12 protein-coding genes are annotated in these 14410 nt (G+C 37.9%); 2 read left to right on the top strand and 10 right to left on the bottom strand.

The features are described 5' to 3' along the window. Nucleotides 1–575: 575 nt before the first annotated feature. From MKY09_RS04305 to MKY09_RS04290, 4 genes are all read right to left on the bottom strand, one after another. The gene (locus MKY09_RS04305; RefSeq protein ID WP_342567679.1) at nt 576–1355 is read right to left on the bottom strand and encodes an enoyl-CoA hydratase; all 780 of its coding nucleotides are present in this window, start codon (nt 1353–1355) and stop codon (nt 576–578) included. Nucleotides 1356–1474: 119 nt separating this feature from the next. Continuing rightward, nucleotides 1475–1819, bottom strand: coding sequence for a YlbF family regulator (locus MKY09_RS04300; RefSeq protein WP_251556671.1), 345 nt, complete (start codon nt 1817–1819; stop codon nt 1475–1477). A 42-nt stretch (nt 1820–1861) separates the two neighbouring features. Beyond that, nucleotides 1862–3004 (bottom strand): DUF445 family protein, encoded by a 1143-nt coding sequence (locus MKY09_RS04295; RefSeq protein ID WP_342567678.1) that lies wholly within the window; start codon nt 3002–3004, stop codon nt 1862–1864. Nucleotides 3005–3069: 65 nt separating this feature from the next. After that, on the bottom strand, nt 3070–3459 hold the full coding sequence (locus MKY09_RS04290) for a ferritin-like domain-containing protein (RefSeq protein WP_169360625.1): 390 nt from the start codon (nt 3457–3459) through the stop codon (nt 3070–3072). Between the two features lie 73 nt (nt 3460–3532). Here MKY09_RS04290 and MKY09_RS04285 point away from each other — a divergent pair, with 73 nt between their 5' ends. After that, on the top strand, nt 3533–3736 hold the full coding sequence (locus tag MKY09_RS04285) for a YheE family protein (protein ID WP_169360626.1): 204 nt from the start codon (nt 3533–3535) through the stop codon (nt 3734–3736). Between the two features lie 24 nt (nt 3737–3760). Then, the gene (locus MKY09_RS04280) at nt 3761–4315 is read left to right on the top strand and encodes a lysozyme inhibitor LprI family protein (RefSeq protein WP_342567677.1); all 555 of its coding nucleotides are present in this window, start codon (nt 3761–3763) and stop codon (nt 4313–4315) included. 164 nt (nt 4316–4479) lie between these two features. On the opposite strand, the gene MKY09_RS04275 is transcribed toward MKY09_RS04280, so the two are convergent. The 6 genes from MKY09_RS04275 to MKY09_RS04250 form a co-directional block, all read right to left on the bottom strand. Next, nucleotides 4480–5652, bottom strand: a complete 1173-nt coding sequence (locus MKY09_RS04275) for a M20 family metallopeptidase (RefSeq protein WP_298473885.1) — start codon at nt 5650–5652, stop codon at nt 4480–4482. Nucleotides 5653–5680: 28 nt separating this feature from the next. After that, a complete protein-coding gene (locus MKY09_RS04270; protein ID WP_342567676.1) occupies nt 5681–7099 on the bottom strand; it encodes an AbgT family transporter in 1419 nt (472 codons plus the stop codon). Nucleotides 7100–7476: 377 nt separating this feature from the next. Further along, nucleotides 7477–8733, bottom strand: a complete 1257-nt coding sequence (locus MKY09_RS04265) for an MFS transporter (protein ID WP_342567675.1) — start codon at nt 8731–8733, stop codon at nt 7477–7479. 358 nt (nt 8734–9091) lie between these two features. Further along, on the bottom strand, nt 9092–10549 hold the full coding sequence (locus MKY09_RS04260; RefSeq protein WP_342567674.1) for a M1 family aminopeptidase: 1458 nt from the start codon (nt 10547–10549) through the stop codon (nt 9092–9094). A gap of 170 nt (nt 10550–10719) precedes the next feature. Beyond that, complete coding sequence (locus tag MKY09_RS04255; RefSeq protein ID WP_342567673.1) at nt 10720–12459, bottom strand: ABC transporter ATP-binding protein; 1740 nt, start codon at nt 12457–12459, stop codon at nt 10720–10722. Then, nucleotides 12456–14198: an ABC transporter ATP-binding protein gene (locus MKY09_RS04250; RefSeq protein ID WP_342567672.1), complete on the bottom strand. Its 1743-nt coding sequence runs from the start codon at nt 14196–14198 to the stop codon at nt 12456–12458. Before MKY09_RS04250 ends, MKY09_RS04255 begins: the two co-directional genes overlap by 4 nt. Between the last annotated feature and the right edge of the window lie 212 nt (nt 14199–14410).

Raw genomic sequence — 14410 nt, 5'->3', positions numbered from 1 at the left:
CCTTCTAACCTAAAACGTTTGGATCTCTATATTGTTACAGTTTAAATTAAATTTTTGGGAAAATATATAGGAGGAGTAATGGGGAGAGCCACCTTTGTGGGGGGTGGCTTGTTGGTTTATGGGCGCTTTTTATTGATTTACGGGCGTTTTTCTGTTGGTTATGGGACACTTTGCATGAGGTTATGGGCGCCTGGCAAGTTTACGGGCTATTTTGATTAATTTATGGGCTATTTTCTGGTGCTTACGGGACACTCTCCTTCCCTTTATGGGACACTTTAGATGAAGTTATGGGCTCTTTCGAGGTTTATGGGCGCGTTCTATTGATTTGCGGGCGCTTCCCGATTGGTTATGGGACATTTTGCATGAGGTTATGGGCACTTTTCCACTTTTTATGTGACACTTCCCAAGCCTTTAGGTGAGATTTTTGAGATTTTAGGAGTGGTTTGCTGACTTAGTTGCGATTTCTATGGATTTAAGTGCACTTTCCACATTCTTAAATACACTTCCCCCTTTTTTTATAATGTTCCAAAACAAAACAGAGCCGAGGCGTACAACTACCTCGGCTCTCACTATCATTACTCCCCTTTAAAGGCAGGTTTACGCTTTTGCACGAATGCTTGTATGCCTTCTTGGTGGTCTGTGGTTTTACGCATTGCTGTTTGACCTTTTGCTTCGCCTCTTAAAATGGCTTGGAGTTCATTTATTTTAGACAGATGCAAGATTTCTTTAGAAGTAATCATGGCTGCTACAGGTGATGCTAACAGCTTTTGGGCATAGGCTGCTGCTGTTGCATGGCCTGCTCCATCTGGAGCTACCTCGTCTACTAGTCCTAATTTCTGTGCTTCCTTGCCGTTAAATAATTGCCCGCTCCACATAAGCTGCTTTGCCTTAGGTATCCCGACTCTTTCCTTTAAGAAGAAGTGACCCCCTCCATCAGGTATCAAGCCAATTCCGATGAAGTTCATTGCTAGCTTACTATTTTCTTCGGCGATAATAATATCGCAGCCTAATACCATACTAAAGCCAAGGCCAGCTGCCGCTCCATGTACGGAGGCAATCGTAATTTGAGGCAATGTATACAAGTTGGTTGCGATACGAGTTAAATAGTCCATGGCAGCTTCAATATCGAGTGGCTTTTCATCGCTGAGCATTGCTTTAATATCCCCGCCAGCTGAAAATGCGCGGCCTTCTCCTTTAATGATTAAAACCTGGACAGATTTATTTTCTCTTAGCTCATCAAGAATATCCGCTAATTCCTCCATCATCGTTTCATCCATAGCGTTCATTGAATTTGGTCTGTTTAAAGTTAGTGTGGCAATACGCCCCTCTTGTTCAAATAGTAAAGTTTTGTACATAATAAAATCCCCTTTGTGAATAGTCATTCATTTTAATAATTCGTCATTAATTACTTTAATCCTTCTTTTTAGCAAATAAAAAAAGCTCTAAGCAAGAAGCCTAGAGCTTTAAATCCATCTTAAATTCCTTCATACAAATCTTGAACTGGTTTTAGTAACACACGATTGATCTCTTCAATCATTTGGCTAAGTGCCATTTCAGATTGTAGCATGTGAAAGATTTTCTCGTTTGTTTGCGCAAGTTGTGCCGTTTTTTGTGCATATTCAATCTCTTCCCCAGAGATTTCTTCGCCCTTCATTTGCTTTTCTTGTAGGGAAAGCTGAATTTTACGGAAGCTTTGGAATAGAGCAAGTGCCTCTGGGTCTGCCTTTACTGATTCTACTGCTGCTTTCACGTTTGCGAATTCATCTGTTTGGCGTAGTGATGTCTCTAGTTTGTTAATGTCGTCATAAATGTTAATCATGTTTTGTATGCTCCTTTTTTTAGGCATCGAACTCGCCTTTTATTAGCTAGTTAGGAATACGATTAGACCTTGTATAATTCCTATAAGTCCCCCTAATACACCACCGAGAACAGTAATCATTTTGAATTCTCTTTTAGAGATTCCAAGTACGATATCCTCTAATCGTGCTACTGGGAATGAGTCAACCTGCTCTTTAACCATTTCTTCTAGCTTCATTTTACGCAATACTTCCTCTAATTTAGACTCCGCTTCAACAAAAGCAAAATTAGTTATTTTTGGTACCATTTGGGTCTCGACCCATTCAGAGGCACCAGGGAAGTAATGGTTTAAACTATAATTTAATCTATCTTCAATTGCAAGCTGCTCTCTTAAATATGCCTTGACGTTGACTACTAGTGGATCAAAATCAAAGCCTTCCATCATCTCAGCCAATGGTCGATCCTTAAGCTTCTCCCACTCGTTTTGGACAATGTTTTCGAGCATCACTTTTGTTCCAGGTGCCCGTAGAAACTTTAAAATTTCAGGCTGTACCTTGCCCACAAGTGAGTTGGAATCTCCCATAAACATTTGTATCATATTACCAAGTGTTCCTTTAGTAGAAAGGAAATCATCAATCAGCTTCTTAATTGTACTTTTACCTTCTTCTGATTGGAAAAATTCCTCACCCTTATGAAGAATATAAGAAACAATATCTCCAACCTTGCTATTGGCCTTTTCTTGCCAATCTAGTGGAGCAATTTGACGAATTGTTTCATTCTCTAACTTTGCTAATATACGATTGAACTGTATATCAACCTGTTCATCTATTTTTGCATTCACAAGAGATGGCACAGATTCAATTCCTGCAAGCTTCAACCAACCATGTACAGTTTTATCTGATTGTAATATATTTTTATTTAGCTGCTTTACAACAAAGTCATTAGCCTTACTCTTCATCGCATCATTAAAGTATTTCTTTTTAAAAATATCCGGGGTCAATAAATGCTTGATAACAGTTATTCCTAATTGTTTGGCAAGCTCATCCCGACGCTTAGGTATTAAACCTGGAGTAAACGGCACTCTCCATGATCCTATATACTTTGCTTCATGAGGTCTAAATAGCATTTTAATGGCGAGGTGATTTGTAACCGCTCCAATTGCTGCTCCGACGACTGCCATGAATATGATTGTCCATAAAAAACCCATCGTTCTCACCTTTTTCCTCTAGCTTCTAGATTATTATAGCAGAGGAGAGAGAAACACAAAAACAATTAGAGTGCATTGTACATCATCGAAAATCGAATGGCATGCTCTGTTTCATCATGCATCGCGCAAAAAAGAGGTGCATATGCTTGTTGAATCGGTATTTGGAGCAGCATTTCCTTATATACTTCTGCTGTCTCCAATTCATCCTTGACTGACTGCTTGACACAGGATTTTAAATCTTCACACGGGGGAACTTTTTGTAAGTTTTGAACAAAACTTCCTGTAAGCATATAATAGAGTTGTTGAAACATTTCATAATGGCTTTTTTCGTCCTCGTACACGTGCTCGATGAATTCTTGCCAGTATGGGTCGTCCGTCAGCTTATACATATCCATATAATGATGGTAATCGGCGTACTCATTTTTAATTGCTTGTTCCAGCTTTTCAATAAACAATTAGATGCTCCTTCGCTAGTCATTTATACTAGTATATGCGAGCAAATTCACTCACATGAAAGGTATGATTATATTGCTACAACATTTCAGCTTTAAGTCACTCTATGACAACAAACAGCTGCCCGGCTGGTCGGTTTCTTTCTTTTACAAGCAACAAAGATTTGCTGCGGAATACGAGCCGGATGGCACGATTAAGTGGCTTGGCGAAACTCCTCCAGACGAGGAAGCAGTCAAAAAAATGATTCATGAGCTTATGCTCTTCCATGTGTACGACTAAACAAGAAAGGTGAACGCTTAGTTTATGAATAAAAAATATATAATATCAATAGTCACATTAGTGCTAGCAGCTTTATTAACTGCTTGTGAAGAATCACCAGAAACTAGTACTGAGCTGGACAACCAGTCCCAAAATAGTGAAGTATCTCAAGACAAAAAATCAGTCTTGGATGAAAACAAAAGTACATCAAATGACACTCAAGAAAATTTAGTGCCTAAGGATTCTACCTTAAAAGAAGAGTACTCCATAAAATTAAACAACACTAAATTAGAGGCAGAAAAATTGAAGGCAACTGATTCTTCGACTTATGCGCTAAAAAAAGTGGAAGATGATAGATGGGAACTATGGGATAAACTGTTGAATGAAATATATGGTGAATTAAAGGAGCAATTGTCTCCAGAAGAAATGGAGCTATTGAGAGATAATCAACGACAATGGTTAAAAGATAGAGATGACCAATCATTAGAAGCTTCTCTAAAATTTAAAGGCGGTACGCAGGAGCATTTAGAATATGTAGCTTTTCTAGCTAATCTTACTGAAGAAAGATGCTATGAGTTAGTTGATCGTTATATGAAATAATTCAAGAATGTTAATTGATTAGAAAGCAAGGATAACTAAACCCAAGGTCAATTAAATGAATATATTGAGCAGAGATATTAAAGACAAAGAGTACATACATGGAATGTTTAATCTAGATAGAAAAAGAGCTTGGTTCTCCAAGCTCTTTTCCCAATACCTTGCCATCAATTTTCTAGCTGTTCAAAAACAGTCCCAATAAACATTTTACCAATATCCTTTATTGCGCGTTCGTCGATGTCGAATTTAGGATGATGATGTGGGTAGGTAGCTTTTAGTTCCTCGTTCCCTCCACCAATGATAAAATAAGCTCCCGGGATCTCGCGTTGATAATACGCATAGTCCTCGCTTCCGTTCATCGGTTTCCCTGGGATAATGTTATCAGCCCCTAGAACCTGACTAGCCACCTTCTCTACACGCTTTGTTTCAATAGGGTCGTTAAAGATAGATGGACAGTCCTTCACATATTTTAACTCAAACGTAGCGTCAGCAGCTTCGCAAGTGCTTTTAACTACTTGTTCTAGCTTCTGCTCGATTAGTGTGCGCACATCCTCGTCATAGGTTCTCACTGTCCCTTTTATATAGGCAGTGTCAGGTATCACATTAGTAGTGCTTCCACTTTGAAAAGAACCAACCGTAATTACCGCAGCCTTTAGTGGATCTACTCTTCTGCTAACAATTTGCTGTAGATTTAATACAACCTGGCTTCCCGTCACTAAAGCATCAATCGTTTCATGAGGAGATGCCCCGTGCCCCCCTTTACCATGGATTGTTATATAAAAATCATCCTGTGCAGAGGAAGCATAGCCTTCTATCACACTAAATGTCCCATAGGGCTGAAGAGACATCACATGTGAACCATAGATAACGTCCACACCATCTAAGCAACCGTCCTTAATCATATATTCAGCACCACCTGGAGTGGTCTCCTCGGCGAATTGATGGATGAACACTACAGTTCCTGGTACCTCGTCCTTGTGCTCACTTAATACCTTTGCCACCCCTAAAAGTGCAGACGTATGTAAATCGTGCCCACATGCATGCATAACTCCTGGAACTTTTGATTTGTATGCTACTTCCTTCTCATCCTGAATAGGAAGTGCATCAAAGTCTGCTCGAAGTGCGATGGTTTTCCCTGGTTTCCCACCCTTTAGGTAACCTAAAACACCTCTCCCTCCAACTTCCGTTCGAACCTCTAATCCTAAGTTCCTTAAGTAAGCAGCAATTTTTTTAGGCGTCTCCACCTCGTGATGAGAAAGCTCGGGATACATATGCAAATCTCTTCGGAAATCGACTAACTCGGGGTAAATCTCTTCTAATCTATTAAATAACTTTTCCATTGTAATCCTCCTAAATAACACAACTGTATCATGCTGGCCAAAAGAATAGATGAGCAATCGTCACAAAAACTGCTCCCATTATAAATTGTATCAAAATTAATGGCCACAACCAACGAACCCATTTTCCATAAGAGATCTTAGCCATGGCAAGAGCTGCTAATATTAGCCCACTTGTAGGTGCGATAATATTTGTGATTCCGTCTCCCATTTGATAAGCCAATACTGCCGTTTGTCTGCTTACTCCTAACAAATCAGATAAAGGAGCCATAATAGGCATAGTTAAAGCTGCCTGACCACTGCCTGATGTAACAATAAGATTAAGCAATGTTTGCATAACATACATACCGATCGCCGTTAAGCTAGAAGGAAACTTCTCAACTAAATTAGTAATTCCATACAGTATGGTGTCTATTGTATTACTATCGTTTAAAATAACTAATGCCCCATAGGCAAAGCCAACTACTAATGCCCCTACAACTATTTCTTCACAGCCTCGAACAAAGGATTTTGTAATCTCATTAAATTTCAGTCGATTAACCAATCCAATAACGATTGCCATGATTAAAAATAATGCTGAAATCTCTGTTATAAACCATCCAAATTTCAATACCCCAAATGCCATTCCAACCATTGTGACTACTAGAATCGCAATAATAACTCCTTGAGTTTTTGTGATAGTGTCCTGTTTCATCGCTTCGATATCAATATTTCTATTTTTATCTTCCTCATACATAATACTTTTGGTTGGGTCTTTCCTTATTTTATTGGCATATATCATTACATATGCAATAGATATTGTCATGAAAGCAATCCAAAAGCCAATGCGTGGACCCATGCCTGAAAAAATCGGAACCTCCGCGATTCCTTGAGCGACTCCAATCGTAAATGGATTCATAAAGGCTGCTGTAAATCCAGCTGAAACCCCAACAATAACCATGGCAGCCCCTACGATTGAATCAAATCCCATAACTATGGCAATCGGCACTAAAATCATGATGAAAGGTAGTGCTTCTTCAAACATTCCTACTGCTGCTCCAGCCACTCCAAAAAACATCATTACTACTGGAATAATGAGCATTTCTTTTCCTTTCATCTTAGTGGATAAGGAACCAAATGCACCTTCTATCGCCTTTGACTCTCTAAATAGATTGAATGAACCGGCTACCATAAAAATAAAGAATATAATTGGGGCAGCTTCGACCATTCCTTTATGTATAGCATTAAAAATATCTAAGAAGCCTGCAGGACTAGAGTCGATGGTTTGATAGGAGCCGTCGACTACAATCGTACGACCGTCTTCATTCTCTATACGATCATATTGTCCGGCTGGAATAATATAAGTTAACACAGCCATAATGATGACAACCGTAAATAAAATTACGAATGGATGTGGCGCTTCTCTTAACTTTTTCTTTTTTGCTGATGCTTCCTTCAATACTGTTGTCATTCTAGCTTTCTCCTTTACTTTACATAAATTAGTCCCCTCAATAAACTTCTTTTTTCATCCTCTCTCTATATGAGTACTTTCTAAAGTTATAGACAATTAAGAATATATAGTCTAATACTTTTAACAAACTTTACTATAAACGAAATTAACATTCAATACAGAATTGAAAAAATATTATATTTATATATTTTTTTAGCGAAACAATTGCTAGCTTAGAAAACTGCTTATCTTATCGAATAAAAGTTAAAAAGAAATGATATTAGAGGTGGAGTATAACTAGTCAAAAAATTAAAAGAGGTGAAATCAGCAACTTGATTTCACCTCTTTGCTTTTTTAACGCTAGCGTATTGAGGATTTTTGTCTCAGCCACTTTAATTCTATACACTGTCTAGCTTTTTCCTACCAAAGACCAAAAAGAAATACGTAGAGGCAATCAAGTACAATACTCCTGTAATTGTAAATGTATAAGCATAGCCCCAATAGAACCCAAAGGTCATTACAAGACCGGTAGATATAGCCCCTGTACTTGCCCATCCCACATTAAACACCATCTGATTGACCGAATTCGCAAGCCCTTTATATTTATCCTGAACTAACTCCATGGCTATGGCACTCTGAATTGGATTACCCGCATTCATCAGCGCCTGTCGCATTAGGAAGGCAATGGATGCAATTACAAGAGAGTTCGTATAGCCAGTTATAAAAAGGAACGGGATAGATAACAGCTGAAAAATAACGAGCGCCTTCACCTTTCCTACTCGCTTAACTAAAGCAGGGCCTAATAACATCGCCACCGCTGTCATAGCCGATCCAAGGGATAAAATAAGTCCTACATATGAATTCGAAGCATCAAAACGATTAGAAAAATATAAGTTTAAATAAGGAATTACTAGACCAGAGCCAGTACCTATTAATAAATTTGCAAAGCCAAATAGAATGATGATCTTCACATTTTTTCGGAAGCTGCTTGGCTCAGGTGTTCTTTTATCATCTTGATTATCCAATGATGTAGCTCTAGTTCCTACCTGATTTAATTTAGCAAGTGGCAGGAGACCAAGTGTAAATATCGTAGCTCCAAGAATTAACACATATTTGATGGCGTCCTCTACAGATAGACCACCTAATGCATGCAGTAAATCAGCTAAGACCCCGCCCCCTAGACTCCCTACTACCCCGGCTAGAGTCATAAGTGAAAAATGAATACTAAATAGATGCATCCGTTCACTGGCGGTTGAATTCTCAGCTAAAAAAGGTATTCCTGATACTTGAACAAGCGCCATAAAGAGGCCCGTAAAAAAAGCAGCATACACTAAAGACTGCTCGCTAACCATCAAACTTCTATAAAATAATGTACCTGCTGCGACAGCTGCCCCTATCATAATAATTTTCTTTCTTCCAAAACGGTCACTAAGAAACCCGGCAGGCACTAACATGATTGCAGAAGCCAAGGAGGTCATCGCGATTATTTTACCGTTTAACGTTTCCGGAAATCCAAGCTCCTTAATGTATAAATTGTACATTACAGAAAAAACACCCATGCCTATTTGAATAAGAACATTAGCCAGCATAAACATACGAATATTACGATTAAAGGAAACTACTTTCTTTTTCCACTCTACAAACCAAGGAATCATATACAACCTCTTCCTATTACTTCGTTACACTAAATATACGAGTTCCGACAGAAAATTACAATCGCTTAAATTAAATTTTTCGAAATTTTTTATAGAAGAAAGAATTTACAAATGAACTCTTTCTATTAGCTATGTTCAAAGCTCAAGGTTGTTTTAAGACAAAAAAATGAGCTAGGATTTTTCTCCAGGCTCATTTAAATTTGATTTCCTTTTTATTAAAGCTCTTGTTAGCCATCCATGTATTCAAAATCAGCGCTACACCACAGAGGATGAAAATGTTTATAGAACGGGTATAGCATACTACGGTTGGGAGAGGAAGGTCGATCAACTATGGTGCCATAGAGCCCATCCGTTAGTCTTATTCTAATAGAAGCCACTCTTTGAAAAACTCAGTATGATCTTCTTGATGGTACTCATTGAAGAATTCTACAAAGGTCTCAGTATCCACATATTGATATTTAAATTCATTAAAATAAGCGGATAAAAATTTAATTGTTTCTTCGTGTCCGCCTCTCTCTTTAAAGAAATCTCGTAAAATTGCAGGAATTTTCCCATATAGCACTGGACCAAGATCCGTACCAAACTCCGTAACTGGAATATTAGCAATTTCCTGCTGAGTATTTCTTTCAGCAAAAATATTTATTTCATTAAATCCTAATTGTTCGCCCAATTCACTGGAATCATATCTTAATGTACGGTATGTCCCCTCCAATAGTGCCGTTAAACTCTCATCTAACCAGGATTCTTCATAAGGATCACTGGAAACCATGAAATAAAACCATTGATGCGCAATTTCATGAATTAATACTCTTTCATGTCTCCCTGGATCAGCCCATACTTCTACAATATTTGGGTATTCCATTCCTGAATCGTTTGCAACAACATCTAACTCTTTAGTCGGGTTATCCCCAATATTTTTTTCCATAAATAAAAACGCTCTTTGAGCATCCATAATCATTAGGTGTAAAGTATCTGGAACATCATAGGGATAAAAGTATCTGATCGTTGTATCATTTGCTTTAAGTGTCTCACTAATCCATTCTTCCGGATCTAAAAATGCTATATAAAAATCTTTAATATTTGCTCCTTGTGTCTTACCACTAATGGTAGGCTTAGGTTCACCATCTTCTCCTGAGCTAGCAACTAAGTATTCTCTAGCTAACTCATAAGTAATCTCATAGTCTCCATACCCTGTATCATAGAATTCACCCACATGGTAATAAGGATGTAAATCCCATTTGTTCGTATACCTACCTAGCATTGGATACCATAATGCTAAATAGATATTGTTGTGTATTCTCGACAGTCGTTGCCCTTTAACTGGCGGCTTTAAGAAATATTCTACTGTTAATATCGTTTTTTCACCTGGTTGTACATCAGATTTTGGAGTTACATAAAGCATGGTATCGTTCAATTTATATGATAATTCTTCGCCATCTTTATTTCTAATAGAAGAAATCTCTGCTTCTCCTATAGATGAAAGCATAAAGTATTTATTCTCTAGCGTCGTAACATTCGGGATAAAATAAAAACCGATATCCTCCCATACACTTTTGGATTCATTCGTAACTTCAATCTCCGCAGATATGTGAAAACGTAAGTCCTCCGCCTGGTGGATATCTATTTTGTAATTTCCCCTAGAACCTTGGAGTACTGAAATAGATTCCTCTTTTACTTTTTTAGCAGTTGGTTTTTCTTCTGCTTTCACTTCTGGTTCTACTATATCTATTTTAGATTCTTTCTCTAATATAAAGTAACTTCCAACCCCTAAAATGACTGCAGCCGTACAAATAGCAATGAATGCTTTAGTTTTCACTATCTCATCTCCTTTTCTCTACATTCTATCTATTTCAAAAATATCCTTCCTTTATTTTGTAAATTAGTTGAGTCTTTTAACAGATGTGTGGAGAAAAATGCACACACCAACTCGTTTTTCAAGAAAATTATCTATCTTTTATCTCTAGAAAAGGGAAAATCCCCTTATGCTTATGCATTAGGGGAAACTCCGGCTTGTAGCTTATACATTTGTTCGTAGCGACCTTGTAGCTGCAGCAACTCGTCATGTGTGCCACTCTCTACAATCTCACCCCGGTCTAGAACTAGAATACGGTCTGCATTTTTAATAGTAGAAAGTCTATGTGCAATGATGAAGGTTGTTCTACCTTTCTTTAATACATCCATCGCATGCTGGATAATTTCTTCTGTCTCGGTATCTATGTTAGATGTCGCTTCATCCAATATAAGAATGGCCGGGTCGAAGGCAAGCGCTCTTGCAAAGGATACTAGCTGTCTTTGACCAGAAGAGAGCGTGCTTCCCTTTTCAATTACTGGTTCATCTAATCCTTTTTCGAGGTTTTTTAGTACACGTTCTCCACCTACTGCTTCTAATGCGGCCTCTACTTTTTCTCGTGAAATTCTAGGATCATTTAAACTAACATTTGTTTCAATGGTTCCAGAGAAAAGATATGGATCCTGCAATACAATTCCCATATGATTACGAATGGTTTGCCTTGGAAGGGACGTGATATCTATTCCATCTATTAAAATCTTCCCCTCCGTTGGGTCATAGAATCGGAATAACAAGTTCATAATGGAACTTTTCCCAGAGCCTGTATGCCCCACTAGGGCAACCGTTTCTCCTTTATTTGCAACAAAGTTTAAGCTCTTCAAGACAAAGTCATCACCTTTGTAGGCAAACGACACGTCTTTAAACTCCACGTTTCCTTCGTATCTTTCCATTCGTTTGTCTTCTACCTGTTCCCCTTTTTCATTCAACAATTCAAATACTCTACTTCCAGCTACCAATGAGCGTTCTAGCTGAGAGAACTGATTAACTATCCCCGTAATTGGATTGAACAATCTCGTCGTATAATCCACAAAGGCATAAAGCAATCCAGCAGAGATGATTGCTCCCGGCTCCATGGACTGACTACCAAACACTAAAATAAATAGAGCAAACATGATGGATCTTAGCACCTGTACTAAGTTAAAGGAGGTAGCAGAATCTAATTTTAAAAGCTTACGCTGATAACTGTAATGCTCTTCATTCATCTCCTCAAATTCTTGGTCCATTTGTTTTTCCCGTTTAAACGCTTGAATGATTGACATTCCTTGAATTGATTCATTTAACATGGCGTTCATATCTGCAATCTTTGTTCGCACAATATGATTATATTGAGATGCATATTTTCGATAAGCTAGCATCCATATATATACGATCGGAATGACGAATAAAGCGATTGCTGCCATTTTAACGTCTAAAATAAACATTGCTATATAGACCCCAGTAATAGAAATGATACTGGTTGCAAACTGTGAAAGTACTTGAACATATAGATTACGGATTGCTTCCGTATCATTTGTCACACGAGCAACTACCTTACCGGCAGGCAGGTTATCAAAATACTGTATAGGCAAAGTTTGTATATGCTGAAAAACATCATTTCGGAGCTTCTGAACAACACGATTTGCTCCAACCTGTAGGTTTATAAACATAAAATATCTAAAAACCGCTGTTACAATACTTAGACCAAAGAATACTGCAAGGAGCATTAATATCGGCTCCAGATCAATGGCACCATCTGTAATGTGTTCATCAAGAATTTGTTTTGCGATAAATGGTCCTGTCAAATCGGCAATTACAGCAATCGTTAAAAAGATTAGACCAAGAATAATTGGCTTTTTATAAAATAACGCATAATGGTAGAGTCGTTTTCCAGTACTCATGACGACACCCCCTCAAGCTGTTGACGATCATATTGTTCCTTGTACCAGCCATTTTGCTTTAGAAGTTCCTCATGCGTACCTTGTTCTACAATGATTCCTTCATCTAAAACGATGATTTGGTCGGCATGCTGAATGCCTGACAAGCGATGCGTCGTAATAATTGTTGTCTTCCCACTGCGTTCGTTTTGTATATTTTCGATAATTTTTGCCTCTGTTTTAGCATCTACCGCAGAAAGGGAGTCATCTAAAAGAAGAATTTCTGGATTTTTGATAAGCGCTCGAGCAATCGATACCCTTTGCTTCTGACCCCCAGATAGGGAAACCCCTTTCTCCCCTACTAACGTTTCTAATCCCATTGGTAGATTCATTAAATCCTGTTGAAAATGTGCTAAACGAAGTGCTTCCTCTAATTCTTCTTCTGTAGCATTTTCTTTTCCTAGAAGGATATTTTGGCGTATGGTTCTAGAAAACAACACATGATCCTGAGGCACATACCCAATCCATTCTAATACTTGATCCTTTGTTTGCTCTGATATTGGGATATCTCCAATCGTCAGTTGACCTGCTCCAATTGGATACTCCTTTAACAGCTGCTTAATAAAGGTCGTTTTTCCAGACCCAGTTTTACCTACAATGCCAAGCGTCTGCCCTTTTTGTAGGTTTACTCGGATATTTTCTAAATTTTTCACTTGTGATAAAGGATATTGAAATCCAACATCATCAAAACCGATGGACATTACATCCTTCAAATTCACTGGAGCAGTCGGGTCCTTCACATCTGCATCGTACTCAAGCGTTTCCTGTACACGGTCAAGCGAAGCATTCCCGCGTTGCATAACGTTGATCAGTTCCCCAATAGCGAACATTGGCCAAATAGCCATACCTAGATAAACGTTAAATGTAATTAGGTTTCCTACCGTCATCTCACCCTTAGAAACTAAAAAAGCTCCATAACCAAGTGCCACGACATAACTAATACCTGTTCCTATTTTTGTGATAGGACCAAACAAGGCGTCAATTCGTTCTACAACCATGTTTTTTTGATAAACCTCTTCACTCATATCTGCAAAGTTCTTCTCATCAGCACGTTCCTGAACGTACGCACGAATTACTCTTACACCAGCTATAGATTCTAAAACACGATCATTTAAATCCCCAAATGCATCTTGGGCTACCATATACTTTTCATGAATGATTTTACCTAAATATTGCATTATAATTGCGAGAACTGGTATAGGTAACAGTGCAAAAAAAGTAAGCTTCCATGAAATAAGAAAACCCATTGCTAGAATCAAAGCTAACATATACATAGTCGAATCTATTAAGGTCATAATCCCAAAGCCAGCAGTAGTTGCAACTGCATTCAAATCATTTGTTGCACGAGCCATTAAGTCACCAGTACGATTTTTCTCGTAAAAAGTCGGTGTCATACTTAAAAATTTTCGATTCAGCTTCGTGCGTAAAATGCGCTCAATAGAAATAGACCCACCAAATAATTGATATTGCCAAATAAAATTTAAAATATATCCCACTATAATAATTCCTACAAAATATAATACATACTCCATTAATAGGTCGCTATTCATATTTCCTAGCGTAATTGTATCGATTGCCCTTCCTACTAGCCATGGAGGAAAAATCTCAAATGCACTTGCAATAATTAGTACACCAACTGCAACAGTGTACCTTTTCCAATGATCCTTAAAAAACCACTTTAACTTAAATAATACTGAAAACATTCCATTGTCCCTCTTTTCTTTCCTTTACATTTACCAACTATCCGCCTTCAAGAGATTCCTTTATTAAAATTTGCTTAGCTCGTTGAATAATCATACCCAACTCTCCTCCTTTGTTTTTTCACCAAAATTTGGAAATAATAGAACGCAAAAAAGCGCATTACCCATGATACGGTAATGCACTTTAAAATAGACATAGTAATTCTTATGCTATT

It is taken from the genome of Psychrobacillus sp. FSL K6-4046 (genome assembly GCF_038624605.1).
Lineage (GTDB): Bacteria > Bacillota > Bacilli > Bacillales_A > Planococcaceae > Psychrobacillus.
The sequence above is the reverse complement of the archived record's forward strand: the minus strand, read 5'-3'. Positions and strand labels throughout refer to the sequence as shown.